The sequence below is a fragment of the Cytophagia bacterium CHB2 genome, assembly GCA_030263535.1.
In the GTDB taxonomy this organism is placed as follows: domain Bacteria; phylum Zhuqueibacterota; class Zhuqueibacteria; order Zhuqueibacterales; family Zhuqueibacteraceae; genus Coneutiohabitans.
The window spans coordinates 1-14,192 of sequence record SZPB01000147.1; the positions used below are offsets into that span (position 1 = coordinate 1).

Genomic DNA, 14,192 nt, shown 5'->3' on the forward strand with positions numbered 1-14,192 from the left:
AATATTATCCCGCAGATTACTACAGCTTCACGCAATTGCCGGGCGCCAAGAACTATAACCCGGCGCAAAAGGTGATGAAAAAACTCCGGGATCGTTATGCCGTGCGCGGCAGAGGAATGCTCGGCAAGCGGCTGTATCGGAGGTTCCCGAATGAGAATTTACTCAGCCTGTCCGGCATCGAAAATTTAAGAAAAGATGCGAGAATTTTGGACGTCGGCTGCGGCGCCGGTGTTTTGCTGTGGGATTTGAGAAATCTCGGTTTTATGAACACGATGGGAGTCGATCCCTTTTTGGAAAAGGATCTCGAATTCGCCAACGGGCTGCGCATCCTCAAACAAACGTTTTTTGAAGTGGGTGGAACCTGGGATCTCATCATGTTTCACCACGTTCTGGAACATCTGGCAGATCCGCTAGAAACATTGCAACACACCGCGCGCTTGTTGTCTCCAAACGGGACCTGCCTGATCCGCACGCCGACGGTGTCATCCTATGCCTGGGAGCATTATGGCGTGAACTGGGTGCAACTGGATGCGCCGCGGCATCTTTTCATTCATTCCGAGAAAAGCATCGAATTACTGGCGAATCAGGCCGGGCTGAAACTGACGAAAACACGGTATGACTCCAGTGATTTTCAGTTTTGGGGCAGCGAACAATATTGCAAAGACATACCTTTGATGTCGGGCAAATCATACATGGTTAACCGGGAAACAACGCTTTTTTCAAAACAGGAAATCGCGAGCTTCAAGGCGCGGGCGGAAAGATTGAACGCTGAAAAGCGCGGCGATTCTGCCGTGTACTATTTTTCCAGAGTCGAATAGCTTATGCAAATTCATCCTCTTTTTTTTGTATTGTTTGGTTTCATTGGCGTCTTCAGCGGCCGCCTGCTGTTTCGACATTGGTTCAATCATCTCACGTTATACTCGGCGATTTGGGGAACAGGATTAGCGCTGTTTGAATGGCGATTGATTGACTACACCCCGCTCACTCTCGAAGTTTGGATGATCATTTTATATGCGTGGCTGGCATTTGCTTTGGGCTCCACGATGCTGATGCTCGCCCCGGCGGCAGCAGGCATTCCTGACAATGCCTCCCGTTCGGGCGCGACTTCCAGCGTTCGTTCGAGTTTGTCTGTTCTCGAACAACGGCTTTTCGTCATTGCGATTTTGGCGCTATCAACTGTTGCTTTGCTTGCCGTCTTGTATCAATGGAAGCATTTGATCGAAAAATTCGGCGGTATCATAGGCGTACTCATCAATGGCCGCACCATCTACAGCATGACAGTCGCGGGAAAGCTCTCAGATAAAATTCCTTATCTTGATTCCCTCAGTCTGGCCGCGGTTTTTCTAACCGGGCTTTACAGCGCGCGCGCCGGAAAAGTCAAGGGCATCATCATTTTTCCGCTGGCTGCCGCCATTCTGGGTGATATTGCGCAAGGCGGCCGGGTAAAAATCCTGCTCTCCGGCCTGCTCTTTCTGAGCGCCTATTTTCTCACCAAGCATGCCTCCTCACACATCAAAAATTTCCGGCCCGCCAGCAAAGTCAAACAAATACTTGCGCTGGGCTTTCTGCTGGCGTTCTTGTGGAGTGCGGCGGAATTCGTGCGCAGCTATCGCGGCGCGGTCGAACGTTTTTACGGCGCCAGCACGGCATTGAACAAATTGGAAAAACAGGCCTTCATCACGCCCTCGATTTATTTGTATCTCAGCTCCCATGTCGGCGTCTTCAACGCCTACTGGAAAGCCGGCGGCGAGCCTTCTTTTCCCGGCGCCACCACGTTCGCCCCGGTTTACCGGATTTTGTCGCGCCTCGGCATTGCGGATGAAACGCCTTACTTTCAAAAATTTTACAACATTCCGATTGCGACCAATACCGGCACATATTTGCGTGAAATACACTCCGATTATGGCATTGCCGGTATCTTGGTGACGCCTTTTCTACTCGGTTTTCTGTGCACGGTTCTTTGGATTCAGGTAAAAAAACGCATGCACTTCGCCACCATCGCCCTGCTGGCGCATTTCTATGTCGTCGTGATGTTCACGTTTTTATACCAAGTCACGCGCCTGGGAGAATTGGCCGTTTGCCTCATCGTTTCGCTGACGATCAGCACCTTGATTCATTTAAAGTGCCATGGCCATTTCAATCTGTTTGAACCGCATCGTCCTGGCGGGAATCTGAGCCATCCTTGATCGGCGCATATCCATGGAATTAGCCGCACGCCTTCGCTGGAATTCGATCTTTCTGTTACTGTCCTCGGGCATACGGCTTTTGACCAACGCATTGCTGTTTCTCGGTCTCGCGCGCTTTTACGGCCCCGAAGCGTTCGGGCAATTCACCATTGCGCACACGCTGGCAACGCTGTTTTTACTCGTGGCCGATTTCGGCCTCGATTTGTTGTTTACCACCGAGGTTGCCCGGCAACGCCCGCACATCGACGCGTTGTTTCGCAGCTTTGCTGTGGTGAAACTTTTTTTTGCCGGGCTCGCTGTCACCGGTATGTGGTTGTTGCCCGAGTTTCACGAGTTCAGTGACACGACGCGCTGGCTGATTTACATTTTCAGCTTCAGCACGGCCTGCAATGCCCTGACGAATTTTATCTTTGCGCTGTTCAAGGGGCTTGAACAATTTCGATATGAGACCCGCGTCTCTTTCGTCGAGAATCTCGTTTTATTATTGGGATTAGTTGTACTTGGCGTGCTGCACGCGCCACTTTGGCTGTTTGCTGCGATGTTTGCGGGCACCCGGTTCTTAGGATTGCTTATCGCCGCAGCCCTGGCCGTGCGTTTCGTCCGGCCGCGCGCCCTGAGCGGTCTCCGTCTGGCGGAATGCCGCGATGTAATGCACAAAGGCTGGGTCTTCGGCGCGCATTTGCTGTTCGAAGCCTGTTATTACCAGCTCGACACTGTCCTGCTCGCGTTGTGGAAGGGCGATTATGTCGTCGGCATTTACCAGGCCGGCATGAAATTGATGGCCCTGGCTTTGACATTGCCCGACATCCTCATTGGCGCCGTTATACCCGCGCTCTCGTATTTTCACGGAAAGGACGAGGCGCGCTGGCAGCAGTTGGGAAAACTTCTCAACAAAACGCTTTTTTTTCTGGCGCTGCCATTGGCGCTGATTTTTTTCGTTTATCCCGAGCCGGTAATGAGTTTGATTTACGGCGCAGAGAATTTTGCCCCGGCCGTTCCCATCATGCGCGTAACCGCGCTGATCATTCTCATCCGCTTGGTGCTTGCGGCTTACGGCATCATGCTGACCACCTCGGGGCGGCATCGCGTGCGCATGATCACCGTGGCGCTGGCGACTTTTCTCGCTCTCGGTTTGCATGCTTATGCCATTCCGCGCTATGGCGCCTATGGCGCTGCCTGGGTATCCGTCGCCGTGAATTTTTTTGTGGCGGTAATTTTTGCTTTTTCCTGTCGCGCGTTCTTTCTAAAATGGACGCTGGAAAAACATTACCTCTTGCCGGGACTGCTGTTCGCAATTCTGGGTTTCATGCTCTGGCGCTTCGCGGAATTGCATGCGTGGTATGGTATTGCCCTGGTCGGAATTTTTAGCCTCTTGATCATCTACTTTGCCGGATACTCAAAAAACGAGCGGAAAAAAATGCTTTTTGATCTCTCACGTGATGGCTTGCGTGCGGGATTGAAGGGCGAAAGGTAACGTTTTTGGGTTGTCTGATCAGACTTGATTTTCAAATTCGGCAATGCTCTGCCACGGCTTGGCCGCGGCATTTACACCAGCAAAGCCCCAGCAAAACCGTGGCAGAACCTTACCGATGACGGGATTTGATTGCCAAAATGCTGAAAAGTGCACAAAAATTTTTGCTTCACTTTGATACGCGGCGACGATTCTTTCGCCGCTTGCATGGCGCGCAGCGCGTTCTCGATCTGGGATGCGGCGACGGCAAGAATTGCCTGGAATTGCGCGAAACCGCGGCGCATCTTGAATTTTACGGGATCGATCTGCTCGATCCGAAAATGGTTCCCGGCTTCATTCAGTATCAGCAAGCCGATCTGAACACTGCGAACTTGCCGTATCCCGACGGATTTTTTGACGCGATTTTGTTCGTGCACGTCATCGAGCATCTTGAAAATCCCATGCGCCTCGGCAGCGAGATTCATCGCGTGCTCAAACCGGGCGGCAAAATCTACGTCGAAACGCCCAACTGGATCAGCATGTTCATGCCCTCGTTCGGTTTCAAGCGCGACCAGGGTTATCCGTTCAATTTTTTTGACGATCGCACGCATCGCAAACCCTGGAGCAAACACGGCCTTTATGAATTCCTGCGCCAGGATTGCAAGCTGAATGCGGTGAAAGCCGGCACGCGCCGGAATTGGCTGAAGTTCTTTCTCGATCCCGTCATCATGTTCTTCGCCCTGCTGCGCGGCAATCGTCCTTATCTGGTTTCATCATTTTGGAATGTCACGGGGTGGTGTATTTATGCGATCGGTATCAAGGGATAACCGCCCGGGCGGTTTGCACTGAATGAACCCGGTGGCTATTTGACCACTACACGCTTGATGGCTAATCGCCCGTGCGGTTTTATTTCGAACGAATACAGTTTATGTGAAGCCGTTTATGCCCAACCCGCGCGTCTGCATCATTTTACTAAACTATAACCGCTGTCAAGACACGATTGAGTGCCTCAACAGCTTGAAGCAATGTGTCTATGATTCATATCACATACTTGTCGTTGACAATGCTTCCACCGATCAATCAGCCAAGAAGCTGCGCCGGGAATTTCCCGGTCTCGAAATCGTTTCGACCGGCCGGAATTTGGGCTATACCGGCGGGATCAATTTCGGCATTCGCCATGCTCTGCAATCGCCGTTCGAGTACATTCTCATTCTGAACAACGACACGCTGGTAACGCCGGATTTTCTGAATCATCTGGTGGCGGCCATGGAACAACATCCCAACGCCGCTGCCGCGGGCGGCACGATTTATTGTGAGCACGATCGCACAAAAATCTGGTACGGCGGCGGCCGCTTGGTTCCCTGGCGCGGACTGGCGGTGCATGATCACCGCGGCGTCAATGTTTCTCCGGCGTCGCTCGGCGGCGTGCGCAACGTTTCTTTCATCACCGGCTGCCTGATATTGCTGCGCGTTTCGTTGCTCGAGAAAATCGGCTGGGAGGATGAACGTTTCTTTATGTATTTGGATGATATCGAGCTGTGCGCGAGAATTCTTTCAAAAGGCTATGATTTGCTTTATATTCCGCAGGCCATCATTTACCACAAGGTTTTGGGAGAAGAAGAGATCGCTTTCAAAGTTTATTATGGCGCGCGCAACCGGCTTCTGCTCATCGGCATCGTCTTCAAAGGCTTGCCGGGAGTCATTGCAAAAACGTATTTTTTGACAGTCATCACTGGCAAGCTTATTTTCTGGCGGTTTGCCAATCCCGCTTTTTTCAAGGCGGCCGCCTTTGGCTTGCAGGATTTTTTTGCTGGCAGATTTTATGAAGGCCGCGGCCCGTCAGAATTTCTGAAGCAGAATCGGCATGAATGAACATACGCCAACATCCCGCGGCAATGCCCCGCTGGTTGTCGCCGTCGTCTTGAACTGGAACGGTTATGACGATACGGCAAAATGCGTTTTATCTTTGCAAAAAGCGGCCTATGCCAACCTGCAAATCATTCTTGTCGATCATGCCTCCACCGATGGCAGCGCCGGCAGACTGGAACGGGATTTCCCGGAGTTGCCGTTCATCAAGCTCTCGCATAACGGCGGCTATGCCGCAGGCAATAATGCCGGAATCAAGCTGGCTCTGGAACGTCGAGCGGATTACGTTTTAGTTTTGAATAACGATGTTGTCGTTGAGCCCGGATTTCTCTGGCCAATGGTCCAGCTTGCCGAAAAAAATCCGGCGGCGGGAGTCGTGACCTGCAAAGCATTGCTCCAGTCGGGAAACGGGCGCATTTATTGCACGGGGGGAAATCTCAGCCGGCTGCGCTGCGGCGGCGTCCCGCTGCCGCCAGGCGAGCGGGATCGCGAGGGCGAGGTGCAATTCATTTCCGGATGCATTCTTCTCGCCCGGCGGGAAGTATTCGAAAAGCTTGGTAGCTTTGACGAACGTTTCTTCATGTATTTCGAGGATGTGGAGTTTTCACGGCGGGTCAGGCGCCAGTTCAAGCTTTTTTACACGCCCGCGGGCGTCGTTTATCACAAAAGCGGCGGGGGCGACAAATGGAAGAACTATACCGAAACCTATCTGTATTATACCTCTCGAAACCGTCTGTGGGTTTTTCAAAATGAATCACGAGCCTACCGGCTGTATGTGATTTTGTATGGCTTTCTAAATGCGTTTGCCAAATCCGCTGTTATTGCCGCCCATTCATTTCCGGTGCGACGGCAGGAAAACCGTTCGGAAAAACGGCTGATGGCGCTTTGGCGAGGAATGCGAGACGGGATGTTTGGGAATCCCGCTCAGAACAATCAGGATGATTTATCAAATGAGTACGCCCCCCCCCCCGACATTATCGGCGAAAGAGAATTGGGAGAGAGTTTATAGAGACCTGGCGCGCTACCAGGATTTGTATTTATACCAGCAGCAATTGGTCGAGTTGATTTGCGAAAAAATCCCGGCGTTGCGCGATGCCAGAATTCTCGAAGTGGGTTGCGGCAAAGGCAACGAAATCGTTCAGTTGGCAAAAAGAGGCGGGGCGTGCCTGGGATTGGATTTCTCCGAATCTGCCATGGCCTGGATGCAAACCCGCCTGGCAAAAGAGGGCATGCGAATGCCGCTGATTCGCGGCGACGCCAGGCGTCTTCCTTTCAAAATCGCTTCTTTTGATTTGGTTTTTTCGCAGGGCGTGCTCGAGCATTTCGCCAACCCTGGAGATGTGTTGCAGGAGCAGCGGCACGTTATGCGAAACGGCGGCATAATCGTAATCGAAGTCCCCAACAAGTGGAATGTCTACACGATTTACAAAAAAATACTGCTGGCGATGAACCGCTGGCCGCCGGGCTGGGAAACGGAATACTCGCCGCGCGAGCTAAAGGTTCTTTTGCGGCAAAACGGCTTCGAGGTTCTCGATTGCGTTGGCTGGGATTTTTTTATTGTGAAAATCTTCCGCAAACTCCGCAAGATACTTGGATTGAAAGACAAGCTCGAAAGCCCTTTTGCCCGCTCCCTGCGGCGGCGATTGCAGCGCAATCCCATTTTGCTCAATTTTTTTCTGAGCCTGACCATCGTCGCCCGGAAAAAAGACGGCGGCGAGCACAATGCAAATTTCAGGACGTACAGCCGTCATACCCGCGTGCATTGATCTGGCATCCCACTTGAAGAGATTGAACTTCGCTTTCTGAGCTGCGGAAACGGCGGTGCAGAGGAAATGAGTGAATGTTCAAAAGATGGTTGAATTTTCGGCAAATTTTGTATAGTATTCCACGTAGATCAAATCCCTGTGAGTCGAGCGAACGGGAAGAGCCATGTTAAATTCTGTTGATGCCTGTCATCGTGAACGGGGAACGGTGAACTCATCCGCGGCGAAATCGTGCAAAGGCCGGAGTTGATGAAAATACTCTTAATCACCCCCCGCGTGCCGTATCCTCCTTATCGCGGGGACAAGCTCAAAATCTTCAACCTCATCAAGCGCCTGTCCCGGCGCCATGAGATTCATCTCATTTGCTTTGCGCAAACCCGCCAGGATTTGGAGAATTTGCAGCATCTAGGCACGTATTGCCGGCATATCGATCATGTCAAGCTGCCGGTGTGGCTGTCGCTGTTGAAATGCTTTGCGGGTTTGTTCACCCAGATTCCGCTGCAAGTGCAATACTTCAAATCGCGCCGCATGCAGAATCTCATCAATCAGGCCTGCCGGCAGCATCATTTCGACGTCATTCATACGCATTTGATTCGCATGGCGCAATATACCGCAGAGAAGCATCGGCCGGTTAAGGTTCTGGATTTGACCGATGCGGTTTCGCTTTATCTCCAGCGGTTCACCGCGCGCGCAAAAAATCCCTTCGTAAAACTGCTGCTCAAAATTGAGCTGCGGCGCATGATGCGCTATGAGCGGATTCTGGAAAAATTCAACGCCTGCTTCGTGTGCTCCGAGCCGGATCGCGAACAATTGCGCAAAACCGCGCCGGAAGCGGCGATCAAGCTCATTCCCAACGGCGTTGATTTGGAATATTTTTCGCCCAACGGCAGCCTCACGGATATTGATCCCAACAAAATTATTTTTACCGGCAATCTCAGCTATTTTCCCAATATCGATGGCATTCTCTATTTCACTGACGAGATTTTTCCGCTGATCAAGAGGGAGATGCCCGCCGCCCAACTCTACATCGTGGGCCAATCGCCGCCGGCAAAAGTGCGGGCTTTGGCTTCACGCGACGTGATTGTGACGGGTTTTGTCGAGGATATCAAGCAACACTATGTGAGCAGCGCGGTGGCGGTTTCGCCGATCCGCTTCGGCGCCGGCACGTTGAATAAAATCATCGAGCCGCTGGCGCTGGGCGTGCCGGTGGTGGCGACCTCAGTGGGGGTGGAAGGTTTGGAGGTAATTCAAGGGGAGGACATTTTGGTGGCGGATCAGCCGCAGGCGTTTGCGCGGCATGTAGTGCGCGTGTTGCAAGAGCCGTCATTGCGCGAGAAACTGCGCCAGGGCGGCATGGCGGTGATTCGAAAACAGTACGATTGGGATCCGATCGTGGCCCGCCTCGAGGAAATGTACCACGATTTGGTGAGACAAAAATCGGGGGAGGAAAAATCGAAAGCCTTATCTGTTGTGGATTAGCTTTTGCGCAGCTCTTCAGAAAACCGTTTTATTTCCCCGCCGGCTCTCCCGCCAGAATCATCCCGGCAACATTAAGCGCGTTTGGCCTTTCGGCAGCAAACAGCCAATCAACGCGCAGCCAGAATCCTAAAATCACGCGAGAGTGAAAAATTCCGTTGGCATCGACCGGCATTTCGCGCCATTCGCCCTGTTCATTTCGCCAAAAATGTGCTTCCTGACAATAGGGATCGATGAGCCAGTACTCCGGCACACCGTGTTCGGCATAAAGCTCTCTTTTTTCGACGGCGTCCAGACGCCGGCTTCCCGGAGAAATGATTTCGATGGCCACATCCGCTGGCCCAAAAATCTCTGTTTTACCCAACAAATGCAGCCGATCGTTGCTGACAAACATCAAATCCGGCTCCGGCGCATTCTCGTCATCGAGCTTCATGGCCACGCGCGAGCCCAGAACGAGGCCGAGCTTTTTTTCATCGGCGAAAGCATGCAAAATAAAAAACAAAAATCCCGTCAATCTTTCATGTCCGATAGTCGCAGGCGATGCCATAATGATCTCCCCTCGAATTAAGTCGGCCTTCTGCTCTTGTACGCGGCTGCAAAACTCGCTGTAGGTGAATTTCTCCGAAGGCGGCACGGCGCGCGGCATGGATTTGGTCAGCAAATCGGAAGGCATAGCTCACCTCGTAAGTTCCCATTGTGGTGTGTAATTTCGGCATGCGTTTTTTTAAAAGCAAGGCCAATTCTGCTATTGCCCGCGCCCGGCCAGCATGACATAGATGGTGTGCAGAATGATCTTCAAATCCATGCGCAGCGACATGTTTTCGAGATAAAACAAATCGTATTGCAGCTTCTGCTTCACGTCTTCGAGGGTGGCATCATAGGCGCCTTTGATTTGCGCCCAACCGGTGATACCGGGCCGCACGCGCAAGCGCCGCGTGTAAAGCGGAATCTCCTTGCGTAATTTTTCCACGAAAAACGGCCGCTCCGGACGCGGGCCCACGATGCTCATTTCGCCGCGCAAAACATTAATGAATTGCGGCACTTCGTCGATGCGCCATTTGCGCAGAAATTTTCCCACCGCCGTGATGCGCGGATCATCTTTCTCCGCCCACTTGGGGCCGGTCAGGGTTTCGGCGTTCGCCACCATTGAGCGGAATTTGATGACGTCGAATATGCGGCCGTTCTTGCCCATGCGCTCCTGGCGGTAAAAAATCTTCCCCGGTGAATTCAAGCGAATCGCGAGCGCGACCAGCAGCCAGAGCGGCAGTCCCAAAATAAGAATCAACAACGAAACCGTGACATCGATGGCGCGTTTGGCAACGCGTTCCCAGGCCGGCATGTATTGCGGCAAAATTTCGATCAAGGGAAAGCCGTAAATCTGGTTTGTGCGCGCCTGGCCGGTGATGATGCTGTAGAGATCGGGCACGATTTTCAAACTTACGGGCAGGCCGTCGGTTTGCGCGATGATCTTCACCAAGGCGTCCTGATCCTGCTTTTGCAGCGCGATCAGCACATCTTCCACCTGATGGCGTAAAATAATATCGGCGAGACGATTGAGATTCCCCAACACCGGCACACCGTGAAAGCGATGTGATTTGTCGGTACCCGAGGGCGCGACAAAGCCAATGATGCGATAGCCGAGCGCGGGATACTCGCTCACGTTTTGATAAAGCTCGCGCGCCTTGGGGCCCCATCCCGCGATGATCGTGCGGTGCAAACCGATGCCGTTTTCGAGTAAGCGGCGTTGGGTGGTGCGCACGATGAGGCGGCCGGTGATCACGGCGCCGGCAACGATCAACCAATAGCTCAACAGCAGCATGCGGCTTTGCGACATGGGATTTTCAAAATCTTGATCAAGATCAAGGGTCAGCAAGAAAATCAACAAGACGCCGCCGCCCACAATTTTCACGATGGCGATGGATTCATCCAGCCGCGAGGCGGCATTCCACGCGCCGTACAATCCAAAGAAGAGAAAGAGCAAGAACCAAAATGCAAAAATAAGATTGGATAAAAAGTAGGCGTGTTCGAATTCAAGAATGGCAAAAAAGCCGAACTCGGAGCGCAAATAGGCCCACACAAAAAATGCGGCTGTGATTGCAACATAATCACTGATAATCACCGCAGATTTTTCCACCCATTTGGGAGCTGCCGCGCCCCAGCGCTTGCTGGCAATCAAACCGACGATCATGCCGACGCCAAAGCCGAAATGAATCGTTGCCAGCACCAGGGGCAGCAGCAAAAGATGCTTGAGCCGGTTGCGTGCGGCCAGCCCAAAAGTCAGCAGGGCATTGCAACTGAGATAAGCCAGGAAGAGGGCCGCGCAGGCCGCCAGCGCCGTCAACCAAAGCGGCGCAAACAGCGCTGTCCCCACGCTCAAAACGAGCAGTGCCGCGGGAACAAAATAGCGCAGGCGAAATGCCGCGCGCTGTTTTTTCACGCGCATGGCCCAGGCGTGGCCGTGTACCGCAGCCCAACCCAGCAGATCAAAGAGATCAGCGCGCATCGTCAACGAGGATTGTATCTTCGCCGAAAAGTACAATGTGTGGCCGGCTTGCTGCATGCGTGTGGCGGTTTCATATTCGTTGCCCGGCAGTTCGTGTTCGAGCACGCCGGCCTCGTTCATCGCCTTGCGGCGATAGGCACCGTGCAGCATAGCTTCGTTCCGGATCCCGCTCTTTGACTCGTCCTGCGTGCCCGTCGGCAAAACCCATTTTGAGCCTAATGCCAGAGCAGCAGCGCTTTGCACACGGCCCTCGCCGCGGTAAATCATGCGGCCGCCGACGCCGGCACAGGAATGATTTTGGAGCGCAGCAACCGCCTGCGCGATAAAATCATCAGCTAAAATGGTGTTGGGTGTAACCGGAATGACAATTCCATTTGACCCCGGCGGCACGCGGCGCGCAGTCTTGCGCGGCGTTTTGGCAAAGCTGCGGCGCACGCGCAAAGCCGGATGGTTCCTGGCGAACTCGCGCGTGACTTTTTGGGCATGTTCGTCCGCGGCGTCGGCAACCAGCGAGATTTCGATAAGATGATGCGGATAAGTCTGCCGGGCGATGGAGGCGAGACAATGCTCCAATTGCCGCCGGGCGCGGCGCAGAGGGATAACAATGGAGATTTGTGGTTGCACGTCGGCCAGAGCAGGCGTTGCGGCAAGATGTGGATCGGGGCTGGTCAAAGCCATGCGCGCATCACTCCAAAAATAAAAACCACGAAGTTCACAAGACGATTGCCGCTAATCTGTGAAATTCGTGGTTAAATTTCAATGCCGAAGTGCGGGAGGTTGCCGTTGTCCGCGCGCTAAAAACGCCCGGATGATTTGTTTCAATGCTCCTCGTGATGCCGCATGATGTCGGGAATCGAATTGGTGCCGCAACCGAGCTTCACGACTTTGCGTTTGCTGCTTTTGCCGTTGGCCGCGCCGTTGGTGGCATTGCGCGTATCCACCACCAGCTTGGCGTTCTTGACGATCATGTCATAATCATAGGCGTCATGATTCGTCGCGATCACCACACAATCCGCATTTTGGATCAGCTTGGGGTTGAGCTTTTTCGAACGATAGAGCTTGCCGTTGACTTTCAACGTTGGCACCCAGGGATCGTTGTACTCCATTCTGCGGCCGCCGCGATTAAACAGCAATTCCATCAGCTTCACCGCCGGCGAATTGCGCGTGTCATCGACGTTCTTCTTGAACGCCGCGCCCAACACCAGAATCTTCGCGTCGCGAATCGCCACGCCGTGATGCGAGAGCGAACGAATGATCAAATCCAATACATAATAAGGCATGTTTTCATTCGTTTCCGCCGCCAATTCGATGAAGCTGGTGTGAAAATCATACTCGCGCGCTTTCCAGCTCAAGTAATACGGATCGACGAGAATGCAGTGTCCGCCAATGCCGGGGCCGGGATAGAACGGCATGAAACCGAACGGCTTGGTCGACGCGGCTTCTACCACTTCCCAAATGTCGACGCCTTCCATACGATCGCAAAGCTGCGCCAGTTCGTTCACCAATGCAATGTTCACCGAGCGGAAAATGTTTTCGAGCAGCTTGGTCATTTCCGCGGCTTTGGGATTGCTCAACTCTTTCACGTCGGTGACGATTTGCCGTGAAATTGCGGCGGCGAGCTTGGTGCATTTTTTCGTCACGCCGCCAACCACCACGGGCGTAGTCGCGGTGGTGAATTTCTTGTTGCCCGGATCGATGCGCTCCGGCGAAAAAGCCAGGTAAAAATCCTTGCCAACTTTGAGCTTTTGCGCTTCCAAAATCGGCTGCACGACTTTCTCGGTGGTTTCGGGATAGGTCGTGGATTTCAGAATGATCAATTGTTCTTTGCGCAAGCCGGAGGCAATCCCGTTCGCGGCGCTCACGATGTAGGACACGTCCGGCTCTTTGTTGTCGGTAAACGGCGTCGGCACGCAAATGAAAATAACATCGGCCTTGCCGATGCTCTTGAAGTCCGTGTGGCCGGTCAGTTTGCCGGATTTTACCATCTCCGCGAGTTTCGCGCTGTCAACATCGTCGATGTAATTCTGGCCTTTGTTGAGCTTGGTGATTTTACGTTCGTCCAAATCGATGCCAATCGTGTCGAACCCGACGCCGGCGTACTCGACGGCGAGAGGCAGGCCAACATAGCCCAAACCGATAACAGCGATTGTCGCGCTTCCATTTTCAATCTTTTGTTCGAGGTTCACAAATGTACTCCTTCCAAAGGTTGTCCTCAAAATAAGAGCCTACCCACAGGCGGCCGTTGGGAAATATAAAAGTATTCGCTCAGGTTAAACTTATTCCGGAAGAGAAAAGTTATGCCTCGGGCGAGGATTCACGCAGGCGGGGGGAACTCGACTTTAAAGTGATTTGCCATAATTCTTTTTGTAAAACTCGAGATACTCACCGTTTTTCAATTTCTCCCACCACCAGCGGTTCTGCACATACCAATCGATCGTATGCTCCAGCGCCGATTCCAGCGTGAATTGCGGTTGCCAGCCCAGCCTGGCAATTTTGCTGCAATCCACCGAATACCGGCGATCATGGCCCAAACGATCCTTCACATAGGTTTTCAACGATTGCGGCTTGTTCAGCTTGTCGAGAATGAAATCCGTAATCTCCAAATTCGTGCGCTCATTGCCGCCGCCGATGTTGTAAACCTCGCCGTCCTTGCCGTGCGCCATCAAAAAATGAATCGCGTCGCAATGATCGTCGACATACAGCCAATCGCGCACGTTTTTGCCGTCGCCATAAATCGGCAGGGGCTTGTCTTCAATCGCGTTGGTCACGAACAGGGAAATCAATTTTTCGGGGTATTGATACGGCCCGAAATTGTTCGAGCAGCGCGTGATAATCACTGGCAAATCGTACGTTACAAAATACGAATACGCCAGGCGATCGGCGCCCGCCTTCGAAGCCGAATACGGGCTGGAGGGCATCAACGCATCGGTTTCCTTGAACGAGCCTTT

General features: G+C 52.9%; 12 protein-coding genes. 8 read left to right on the top strand and 4 right to left on the bottom strand.

Annotated elements, in window-relative coordinates; all coding sequences use genetic code 11:
* From FBQ85_15130 to FBQ85_15165, 8 genes are all read left to right on the top strand, one after another.
* A partial coding sequence (locus FBQ85_15130) for a class I SAM-dependent methyltransferase (protein ID MDL1876483.1) occupies positions 1 to 818 on the top strand: 818 nt, incomplete at its 5' end.
* 3 nt (positions 819 to 821) lie between these two features.
* Positions 822 to 2,186, top strand: coding sequence for an oligosaccharide repeat unit polymerase (locus FBQ85_15135; GenBank protein ID MDL1876484.1), 1,365 nt, complete (start codon positions 822 to 824; stop codon positions 2,184 to 2,186).
* A 13-nt stretch (positions 2,187 to 2,199) separates the two neighbouring features.
* The gene (locus FBQ85_15140) at positions 2,200 to 3,660 is read left to right on the top strand and encodes a flippase (protein MDL1876485.1); all 1,461 of its coding nucleotides are present in this window, start codon (positions 2,200 to 2,202) and stop codon (positions 3,658 to 3,660) included.
* Positions 3,661 to 3,797: 137 nt separating this feature from the next.
* Positions 3,798 to 4,463, top strand: coding sequence for a class I SAM-dependent methyltransferase (locus FBQ85_15145; GenBank protein ID MDL1876486.1), 666 nt, complete (start codon positions 3,798 to 3,800; stop codon positions 4,461 to 4,463).
* Positions 4,464 to 4,578: 115 nt separating this feature from the next.
* Entirely contained in the window at positions 4,579 to 5,508 is a 930-nt protein-coding gene (locus tag FBQ85_15150; GenBank protein ID MDL1876487.1) for a glycosyltransferase family 2 protein, read from the top strand.
* A complete protein-coding gene (locus FBQ85_15155) occupies positions 5,501 to 6,511 on the top strand; it encodes a glycosyltransferase family 2 protein (protein MDL1876488.1) in 1,011 nt (336 codons plus the stop codon). The genes FBQ85_15150 and FBQ85_15155 overlap by 8 nt, the downstream gene beginning before the upstream one ends.
* Complete coding sequence (locus tag FBQ85_15160; protein ID MDL1876489.1) at positions 6,441 to 7,268, top strand: methyltransferase domain-containing protein; 828 nt, start codon at positions 6,441 to 6,443, stop codon at positions 7,266 to 7,268. Before FBQ85_15155 ends, FBQ85_15160 begins: the two co-directional genes overlap by 71 nt.
* 246 nt (positions 7,269 to 7,514) lie before the next feature.
* A complete protein-coding gene (locus tag FBQ85_15165; protein ID MDL1876490.1) occupies positions 7,515 to 8,744 on the top strand; it encodes a glycosyltransferase in 1,230 nt (409 codons plus the stop codon).
* Between the two features lie 28 nt (positions 8,745 to 8,772).
* On the opposite strand, the gene FBQ85_15170 is transcribed toward FBQ85_15165, so the two are convergent.
* The 4 genes from FBQ85_15170 to FBQ85_15185 form a co-directional block, all read right to left on the bottom strand.
* Positions 8,773 to 9,414, bottom strand: coding sequence for a Uma2 family endonuclease (locus FBQ85_15170; protein MDL1876491.1), 642 nt, complete (start codon positions 9,412 to 9,414; stop codon positions 8,773 to 8,775).
* Between the two features lie 72 nt (positions 9,415 to 9,486).
* Complete coding sequence (locus FBQ85_15175) at positions 9,487 to 11,922, bottom strand: exopolysaccharide biosynthesis polyprenyl glycosylphosphotransferase (GenBank protein MDL1876492.1); 2,436 nt, start codon at positions 11,920 to 11,922, stop codon at positions 9,487 to 9,489.
* 140 nt (positions 11,923 to 12,062) lie between these two features.
* Positions 12,063 to 13,430, bottom strand: a complete 1,368-nt coding sequence (locus FBQ85_15180; GenBank protein ID MDL1876493.1) for a nucleotide sugar dehydrogenase — start codon at positions 13,428 to 13,430, stop codon at positions 12,063 to 12,065.
* 153 nt (positions 13,431 to 13,583) lie between these two features.
* On the bottom strand, positions 13,584 to 14,192 hold a 609-nt coding region (locus FBQ85_15185; GenBank protein MDL1876494.1), incomplete at its 5' end, for an NAD-dependent epimerase/dehydratase family protein.